We start from the raw sequence: 1199 nt of genomic DNA on the forward strand, positions 1-1199 counted from the left end.
CCTGACCTGACGGCGAATCAGCCAATGCATAGCCCATAGTTTGCGGTCGGCTCGCTTGCAGGCGAGCATATCCTGACTCGATTTTCGCGTAGTGATCCAGTGCTTCGACGGCTTCCGCTTCATCGGGATCAAGCTGTTCGTCCAGCACTGGCGGCCGAGCCGACAGCATGTTGAGGTGAATGGCGGCCAGGCCGTCGGGCATCTGAACGCCCATCTGCACAGTGACGGCCGAACCCCAGTCGCCACCCTGCGCCACGTAGCGATTATAGCCGAGCCGCCGCATGAGTTCGGCCCAAGCCTTTGCCGTCTGCTCCACACCCCAGCCACGTTCGCGCGGCTTACCCGAGAATCCGAAGCCGGGCAGAGCAGGAATGACGACGTGGAAGGCATCCTTCGCTGTCCCGCCATGATCGAGCGGAGACGTCAGTGGGGCGATCACCTTGGCAAACTCCAATACCGACCCCGGCCAACCATGGGTCAGAATGATCGGCAGCGCATCCTCATGGCGCGAGCGAATGTGGAGAAAGTGGATGTCGAGCCCGTCGATGCGGGTTTGGTGCGGTCCCATGGCATTCAGGGCGCGTTCGCAGCATTGCCAATCCTAGCTGGTGCGCCAGGTTTCGATCAGCGCTTTCATCACGTTGAGCGGGACTCCCTGCGCCCAGCCAGGCTCCGTAGCGTCATCGGGATAGCGCACATGTTCAAGGCGCTGTCGCAGATCGTCGAGTTCGGCTTGCGGAATGGCAATCGGCGCCGGCGTGCAAAGGTCCATGATGGGGTCTTCTTTCTGGATCGTGTTCCCTGCGCGATGATCGGCCAAATGTGTCCACCATGATCGTCGAAGCGATGGTGATATCGCTCGTCGGACCGGGGTACGCCCATTGCCGTCCTTCTGCTGGTCCTGTGCGGCCATATGCCTAAGCATCCGGCCCGAACAGGTTGGGGCTGGCCAATCGCTCGCCGATCGCGCGGACAAACCTTGCTGCATCCGCACCGTTGATTACGCGATGGTCGTAGCTCAGCGATAAAGGCAGCATGCGCCGAAAAGCGACCCCGCCCTCATCCGTGGGCACCGCGCGGACTTGGAGAGCCGTGGCCCCCAGGATCGCAACGTCGGGCGCATTGATGATCGGCGTGAACGCCGTTCCGCCAATATGACCTAGGGATGATACGCTCATCGAGGATCCGGACATCTCGGC

Annotated in this window: 2 protein-coding genes and 1 pseudogene; all 3 read right to left on the reverse strand. The window is 61.6% G+C overall.

Annotated features, from left to right (window positions below; all coding sequences use genetic code 11):
• Window positions 1–439 (reverse strand): alpha/beta fold hydrolase (locus U1769_RS25155; protein ID WP_332720893.1); only part of this gene is annotated, 439 nt, incomplete at its 3' end.
• 66 nt (window positions 440–505) lie between these two features.
• A pseudogene (locus U1769_RS25160) lies at window positions 506–988 on the reverse strand (epoxide hydrolase N-terminal domain-containing protein); the annotation flags it as partial.
• Window positions 918–1199: 2-oxo acid dehydrogenase subunit E2 (locus tag U1769_RS25165; protein WP_332720892.1), on the reverse strand; the 282-nt coding region annotated here is incomplete at its 5' end. The gene U1769_RS25165 and the pseudogene U1769_RS25160, both read right to left, overlap by 71 nt.

Source organism: Parasphingomonas zepuensis (assembly GCF_036663735.1).
Classification (GTDB): Bacteria; Pseudomonadota; Alphaproteobacteria; order Sphingomonadales; family Sphingomonadaceae; genus Sphingomonas.